The 8,101-nt window shown below is 33.0% G+C and carries 7 protein-coding genes; 3 read left to right on the forward strand and 4 right to left on the reverse strand.

Annotated features, from left to right (window positions below):
* Positions 1-146 precede the first annotated feature (146 nt).
* The 3 genes from B7R65_RS17190 to B7R65_RS17200 are packed head-to-tail and all read left to right on the forward strand — an operon-like array spanning position 147 to position 3,502.
* Positions 147-1,094: an AAA family ATPase gene (locus B7R65_RS17190; protein WP_088044064.1), complete on the forward strand. Its 948-nt coding sequence runs from the start codon at positions 147-149 to the stop codon at positions 1,092-1,094.
* Positions 1,095-2,315, forward strand: coding sequence for a DUF58 domain-containing protein (locus B7R65_RS17195; protein WP_088044065.1), 1,221 nt, complete (start codon positions 1,095-1,097; stop codon positions 2,313-2,315).
* Positions 2,312-3,502 carry a hypothetical protein gene (locus B7R65_RS17200; protein WP_088044066.1) on the forward strand — a complete coding sequence of 397 codons (1,191 nt, stop codon included), beginning with the start codon at positions 2,312-2,314 and terminating at the stop codon, positions 3,500-3,502. Before B7R65_RS17195 ends, B7R65_RS17200 begins: the two co-directional genes overlap by 4 nt.
* Before the next feature lie 64 nt (positions 3,503-3,566).
* Here B7R65_RS17200 and menC read toward each other — a convergent pair whose 3' ends face one another.
* From menC to B7R65_RS17220, 4 genes are read right to left on the reverse strand one after another with little or no spacing between them, the layout of a single operon-like run.
* Positions 3,567-4,685, reverse strand: coding sequence for an o-succinylbenzoate synthase (menC, locus tag B7R65_RS17205; RefSeq protein WP_088044067.1), 1,119 nt, complete (start codon positions 4,683-4,685; stop codon positions 3,567-3,569).
* A gap of 48 nt (positions 4,686-4,733) precedes the next feature.
* The gene (locus B7R65_RS17210; RefSeq protein ID WP_088044068.1) at positions 4,734-5,561 is read right to left on the reverse strand and encodes a GNAT family N-acetyltransferase; all 828 of its coding nucleotides are present in this window, start codon (positions 5,559-5,561) and stop codon (positions 4,734-4,736) included.
* A gap of 14 nt (positions 5,562-5,575) precedes the next feature.
* Positions 5,576-6,706 (reverse strand): M20 peptidase aminoacylase family protein, encoded by a 1,131-nt coding sequence (locus B7R65_RS17215; protein WP_088044069.1) that lies wholly within the window; start codon positions 6,704-6,706, stop codon positions 5,576-5,578.
* A 30-nt stretch (positions 6,707-6,736) separates the two neighbouring features.
* On the reverse strand, positions 6,737-7,588 hold the full coding sequence (locus B7R65_RS17220; RefSeq protein ID WP_088044070.1) for a MurR/RpiR family transcriptional regulator: 852 nt from the start codon (positions 7,586-7,588) through the stop codon (positions 6,737-6,739).
* Positions 7,589-8,101: the final 513 nt, after the last annotated feature.

An 8,101-nucleotide genomic window follows, 5' to 3' on the forward strand; every position in this document is an offset into this window, starting at 1 on the left:
CTGATACTATCCAAAAATTAAGAATTAATAGACTATGATTGAAAATAGCTTTAAAATAATAGCAGGTATAGCTTTTGGAAGATTTTGTATTTAGTCAAAACTTACATATATAGATAATTTAGATTACTATTTGAGGAGAAAAACATATGAATACTTCGGAAAAATTAGAGTTGCTTAAGAAAGAAATCGGTCAGGTTTTAATTGGGAAAGATGATATCGTAGAAATGATTTTTATCTCATTAATTAACGATGGCCATGTACTACTTGAGAGTGTACCTGGAACTGGGAAAACATTATTAGCAAAAAGCTTTGCAAAAACAATAAATGGTTCGTTTAAACGAATTCAATTCACACCTGATTTATTACCAAGTGATGTTACTGGAATTCAATTTTTCCATCCGAAAGAACAAGACTTCCAACTACGTATTGGACCAGTCATGACGAATATATTATTAGCAGATGAAATCAATCGAGCAACCCCTAGAACTCAATCCAGTTTACTAGAAGTAATGGAAGAGCGACAAGTAACGATAGATGGTGAAACAATCTCTCTTCCAAAACCATTTATCGTTATTGCAACACAGAATCCAATCGAATCTCAGCAAGGAACTTTTGCATTACCTGAAGCTCAAATGGATCGTTTCTTTATGCAAATCCAACTAGATTACCCAACATTTGAAGAAGAAAAGAATATCTTGAAAACTTATCGTAATGGGACACCCTTTTCTAATTTAAAAAATGTATTAACAATTGAGGACATTCATCAAATGAAGGAAGACGTAAAAACAGTCTTAATTTCAGAAGAAGTTGAAGATTATATATTAAACATTGTTCATCTTTCACGTAATCATGAAGATATTCAAATGGGAATTAGTCCACGTGGAACTCTTGCGCTTATGAGAGCTGCTCAAGGAAAAGCATACGTTAATAATCGTACATTTGTTACTCCTCAAGATGTTAAGGATGTTGCCGTCTTTTTACTTGCTCATCGTTTAGTTTTATCCTTAGAGGCTTCCTTAAGAAAGACTAATATACAAGTAATCGAGTCGATTCTAAAAAACGTTGAAGTTCCAGTTGAACATGGGGCAATTTAAATGACTTGGGCTAAGGAAGTACATGGAAGGGATTCATTAGACGGTTTAATCGTGATTGGTATTATATTTCTACTTATCAATTTCTATCAATCTTCTTTTTTACTGATGTTTTTAGCTGCACTCCTAATCATCATTAGTTTAATGAGCAAATACTATTTTAAACATATTGACGAACATTTAGTTCTTGAGAATAAAAAAGAATCTATACGTACTTCAGTTGGAGAAGAATTTGTTTTGCCAATTTCGATTTCGCAAAATAGCTGGCTTCCAATTATTAATGCAAAAATTCAACTTAAACTAGAATCTATTATTGATGGAGATCATGTATCTAACCGTGATGATGCAACTATTGAATTTACAATTCCTATTAAACTTAAAGGAAAAGAACGCATCCAAATTAACCTCCCTCTTATCGCAAAAAAACGTGGTGTAACAAGAATTAAAGAAGTTGAAATAACAATATTCAATTTCTTCAGTTTTGGATATGTAAAGCTAAAACATATACCTTTTTTACACAAAGAAGTGATTATATTTCCAGCTTTGATTACCATTCCAAATTTAGATCAGCTAGTTGCAACAAAATCACATGGATACTTTCCAAGTGCAACTAGTATGTTTGAGGAAGTTTTGGCACCTATTGGAACGAGAGATTATGTTTACTCGGATCCATTTCAACGAATCCACTGGAAAGCAAGTGCTAAAACACAAAAACTTCAAACGAAAGTGTTTGAACGAACGGCAGAGTATTCTTGGACTTTTATCATTAATCTTAGACAAATCGATCATTCAAATCTCCGAATGGATATGATTAAAAATATTGAAACAATTGCTAGTAATGTCGCTTTTATGGCAAGGTATGCTTCTTTATATAATATTGAGTATGAAATCTTTTTAAACTTCAATATGGAAAGTGGCATGCCTGTCTACCATTTACCACTTGGTGGCGGAAAGACGCAGTTAGGAAAAACATACGAAATCTTAGCTCGAATTAATCGTCAACGAATGACTCAACCAATTCAAAAATTACTACATTTTGTTGAGAAGCAACAACGGAATTCACCAGTTGTTATTTTGTGTGGACCTTACGGTAATCATGGTGACCAATATTTTTCACAAATGCAAAATAGGGGTCAAAGAATTTATTATTTAAATGATCATGAAGAAAATCCTATGATTACTCCATATCGACAAAACGAAATGAAAATGAGGGGAAATATATGATATTACGTCTACTTTCACTTTACTATTTTTCATTAGAATGTATATTTTTATATTTCCTTCTTTTAATGTTTTATGTCCATTCAAATCAAGTACCACCTCTTTTAGCCTTTTTATGCATTGGAGGAATTGCTAATCTTTTCTTATACTACTCCCTACGGAAAAAGCAGATTTCTCGAATTATCCCAATGCTTACTGGATTGATAAGCGGAGGAATTGCTTATTTTTTAGGTTTTAATTTATTTCCTTCAATATTTTGTACCTTTTTTATAATCTATCGAGTTAATGCTTTTATCAATGATTCATCTTTATGGATGGAAGAAAGAAAAAAATTACCTGTTATTTTTTATTGTAGTAGTTTCATTGTTTTTATCACCGCTTGGATAACTGATTACTCATATATAAATTGGGTCTATTCAATATTAATCATTTTTACACTTCTCTTTAGCTTGGGCAGATTTCTTCAGCAAGCGGTAGTTAACAATGAAATTAAGAATGTAAATGGGTTATTACTTTCCATGATAATCGCAGCGATGTTAACTGGTCTCTGCACATTATTATTACCTTTCGTTAAATGGATTTGTTTTACATTATTTGAATTCGTTGTTAAATTTGTTGGATTTGTGGCAACTCCTCTATTTAATTTTGTTGAAACAATCCATATTAAGCCAAAACCTAAAGGCCCCATTGAAGATTTTGTGATCAATCGTGATCCAACACAACTTAAACAAAAAGATGAATTTCTCATACAACATTTCCCATCCTGGATTTGGATAGTACTAGTTATCGTTATACTTGCTATTGTTTGGTTATTCCTTAGAAGATACAAATTACAATCAGCTGAAACAAATATCGAACAAACATCTGTTGAGATTGAATATGCATCAAGTAATCTATCAAAGAAACAAAAAAAGCGTTTCTTTAAGCATTCTGCTCCATCAGAACCAATACGAAAACTTATATTCCAGCTTCAAAAATATGCTTCAAAGCATAATATGGGAAGACAAAATCATGAAACAATAAAAGAATGGTTTATCCGTAATAATTTTCCAATTCCTGTTCAACTTTTAAATGATTATGATAATGTTCGATATGGAAATGGCAATTTAATAGGGAATGAAAAAGAATATGAAGATGAGATTCAGAAAATTAAACAGGAAATTAAGAACAAGGATATGAAAAAAGAGTAAGAATTATAAAGGCTCAAGTCTAATTACAGATATGAGCCTTTTTTTTTTGTAACTACTTATTTTCTTACAGATTCTCTTTATAAATCTTCGTTGATATTGTGTATTTATTTATATTTTTCATGTTTGGCTCGTAACCAATCCCAGGTTTATTTGGAACTTGAATCATTCCATTTTCAACTGTTACTTCTGGTTCGATAATGTCCTCTGCCCAATATAATGCAGAAGCAGCAGTATCCCCTGGTAATGTAAAGTTTGGTAAGGATGTAATTGCAATATTATGTGCTCGTCCGATACCAGATTCTAGCATTCCACCACACCATAATGGAATTCCATGTAGCTTGCATAAATCATGAATTTTTCTTGATTGAGTTAAGCCGCCAACACGTCCAATTTTAATATTAATAATTTTGCAGCTTCGAAGTTTTATTGCTTTTCTAGCATCATCTAAAGAATGGATACTTTCGTCCAAACAAACTGGCGTTTTTAATTTTGCCTGAAGCTCAGCATGGTCAATAATATCGTTATAAGCAAGAGGCTGCTCAATCATCATTAATTGATAATCATCTAAAGCAACAAGTGAATCCATGTCTTGTAATGTATAAGCTGAATTAGCATCTGCCATAAGAGGAATACCTGGATAAACTTTTCGCACTTTATCAATTAATTCTACATCCCAGCCTGGTTTTATTTTCAATTTAAATCGCTTATAACCTTCTTCCAGACGGGCTGAAATTACCTCTAATGTAGCATCAATTGAATCTTGAATTCCGATACTGACTCCAACTTCAATTTCCTTTTTGGTTCCTCCTAATGCGTCTGATAATGATTGATTTTGTTGTTTCGCATATAGATCCCAAATAGCTCCCTCAATTGCTGCTTTTGCCATGTAGTTACCACGAATATGAGCAAACAGTTTTTCAGAGATTTCATCTGGGTGAGAAATTTCATTTTTTAATACAATAGGAATTAAGTAATCTTCTAAAATATGCCAGTTCGTTTTTACTGTTTCTTCATTATATAATGGATCCAGCATTGCAACTGATTCTGCCCAACCAGATATTCCATCGTCACTAATTGCTTCGACTAATATAAACTCACGATCATACTCAGTCCCAAAGCTAGTTGTAAATGGATGTAATAAATCCAGTTTCATATGGCGCAAAATAACTTCTTTAATCTTCATTTACTTTACTCTCCTTTTAGTGAAACGTTCAATTAGCCTTACTAGTTATCATTTAGTTAGGACGTAAAATTGTACAGGTATGTCTTCTTGTGAATTTTTATGAAACCCTCTTACTTTCCATCCTTGTTGAAACAACTCGTTAAATACATTCCTTGTTGTATATCTCCATTCATTTGCTAATTGACTATTCGACTCTCTAATTGAACGAAAATCCTTAGGAATCGCTACGAAAATAAATTCACCATCTTCGAATGATGCCGATTGAATAGGAGCTGGTAATCCTTCTTCATTGACACTCCATTTAATAAATGATTGTTGTATTGCATCATTCAAATCAATTTGATCTATTTGTAGGCTTGACTCATTATCATTTTCATTACCGATATGCCATTCAACAAAAAAACGGTCTGATGGAATACCTGAATTTAATAAATCCTCCATTTCTCCATAACAGTTTTCCAAATACTTCCCACAGATTCCACCAAGCTTTTGGATGTTTAAATAGCCATTAGCACTTTCTAAAGGATCGTATGTCCAAGTAATCAGTTTATAGCCGTATTTCAACGCTTCCTCACGCTGAGCCACTTTAAGTAATTTACCAATCCCTTTATTACGATATTCCTGGTCAATACCTAACATATGTGAACAAAGATAAACTGATTGTCCATCAAAACCTGGAAAACTATATTGAAATCCAACCATTGAGCCTTCGTAATAAGCTCCTAATACTAATCCACCATTTTTTACAGCTGTTAGCGTTTGGTGCGTCGGGATTGAATCATTTTCACCCCAAATCTTTGATTCCAGTTTTCTAACTTTTTCTAGTTCTTCAATTGAACTCAGGGATCGAATTTCTATTTGATCTATATTAGTCACTTACTAACCTCCCCTTACTCTTTTGAAGCGTTTAAAACAGTTTCAGTCAATATTTTCGCGCCATAAATTAATGCTTCTAAATTAAATCTCATATGAGGATGATGTAATCCAGGGGTCAGGTCACATCCTAATCCAATCATTGTTGCAGCAATTGATGGATACTTATTCGTATAAAAATGAAAGTCTTCTCCACCTTGAGAAATACAGTGCGGCATTAAATTCTCTTCACCGATAATAGTTGTAATTGCCGCTTCTGCGTAATTTATAGCTTTTTCATTCGTAATTGCAGCTGGTACAAATTCTTCCATCGCCCATGTAATCTTCGCACCCGTTTCTTCCATAGCATTTTCAAATATTTTAATTGAAATTTCATTTAATTGATTCATTAATTCATTTGTTTGAGCCCTTACATCAATCGCAAAATTAGCATTCTCTGGAATAATATTTGAAGCTTCATTTCCAATATGAAGCTGGGTCATCTTAATTGAAAAAGGAACTTCCGTAACTAAATCTATATTCTTCAAACTCTGTACAATCATAGATGATACCTCAATCACATTAATCCCCTCATGAGGTCTTGCAGCGTGTGCTTGAATTCCTTTAATCGTCCCTTTAATTGTTTCAGCTGAGCCATGAATGATAACCGGAGACGCTTTATAAAATGGAACTTCTTTTTTAGGTCGTAAATGAGTCCCAAATAATGAAATGACTTGATCTAAAACGCCATCTTTCATCATTTGTAGAGCACCCTCACCTTTTTCCTCAGCAGGTTGGAAAATGAAACGAAGCGTATGTTTTGGTTGCATACCACTTGAAGCAATTGCAAGTGCAGCATATAAAACCATCGTACTATGTGCATCGTGTCCACATGAGTGATTTGCTTTTAATTCTCCATCAACTTCTTGAAAAAGTGCATCCATATCCGCTCTTAAAGCGACAACCGAACTAAGTTGTCCCTTTATTTCAGCAATAAATCCAAAATGATGCTCGAATGTTTTAACCTCTAAACCTGCTTCTAACAGACGTTTCTTTAAATAGGAGGATGTTCTCTCTTCTTGCCAACTAGGTTCAGCAATTTGATGTAAATCGTTATAAGTATTAATAATAAGCTCTTTATTTTTATCAATAAATTGTATTGGATTCATTTTAAAAACCACCTATCAATTTTGTCAGTTCTATTCTATAAATAATCCAAAATTCGTATAAAGCTTTTCTAATTTTCTTTGATACGATTGAATTCGTTTTTGATCCTTTTCATACATTCCAGCAATCACTAACTCTAATAAACAAATAACAGAAGCGATTGAATTCGAACCACTTTCTACATTTTCTTCAGTCGTTAAGACGATGTCCGAGATCCTTCCAACAGGTGACAATAATCTGTCGGTTACTGAAATGAGACTAATCTCATGTTCTTTCGTACATTCAGCGATTGTAAATGTTTCCTTTGCATATCTCGGAAAAGAAAATGCTACGACCACAGATTGTTCAGTTAGATTACAAAACTTCTCATAAAAATCTCCTGATTGGGAACAAAAATGAACATTTCCTCTTAAAGTGCTCAGCATATTCGAGAACCAATATGCCGCTACATGCGAGATACGATGACCAACGATTAATACATGATCTGCTTGAATTAACTTATCGACAGTCTTCCAAATCTCTTCAATATTAGTAGGTTCTAATAAGTTTCGTAATAAACTTACTTCCTTTTCGATTATTTTTTGAAAGGAATTTTCTTTTTCACTAGATGACTCTTTCCAATTTCCATATGAAGTGTCCTTATTTTGCTGTAGGAATTGTTTTTGAATACACAACTGCATGTCACTAAAGCCTTCAAATTCCAACGCATACGAAAGTCTTATAACAGTTGTTTCACTAACCTCAGCTTTTTTACCAATTTGAAATGCCGTATGGAAGGAACATTCTTCAAGGTTTTCAATCATAAAAGTAGCCACTTTCTTTTGGCCAGGGGAAAGCTGTGAAAACTTCTCTTTCACTAATTGCTTAAAACTTAATTGATCCATTTGCGTATCCCTCACATTTGCGAAGTTTTTAATTCTTTTATTAATATTTATGAAGTGTAAACTTCTTTGTTACTACACTATCACAAATAATGCATAATTCAAATGCATTTTATTAAATTTTTTGATTATTTATTAAAGCGGTTTATTTAAACTTACTAGCAGCTCTTTTGAAAGGCTGTTTTCTAGAAGATTATTGTTTTTAAAAAGGGTTATACATCAAACTGTAAATATAGAAGATGATTGGAACGGAAGTTGCGAGACTCCTGTGGGAGTAGCGGGACAGATGAGACACCGCAGGTAAGCCGAGGAGGCTCATCGCCCGCCCCACGGAAAGCGAGCATCCTGGTGTGGAAATCTACGAAATACTTTTTTATTAGAAACAAAGTTTACGCAAACAGCTTTTCTAAAAGATTGTTGTTTTAAAACAAACTTCGTTTTTAAGAAAAGGTTAATCAGTTTCCATTTTATAGTTAAATCGCTTATTAAATTTATTATTTTTAGTTACCTGCCCTT

The organism is Bacillus sp. EAC, from assembly GCF_002156875.1.
Lineage (GTDB): Bacteria > Bacillota > Bacilli > Bacillales > Bacillaceae_G > Gottfriedia.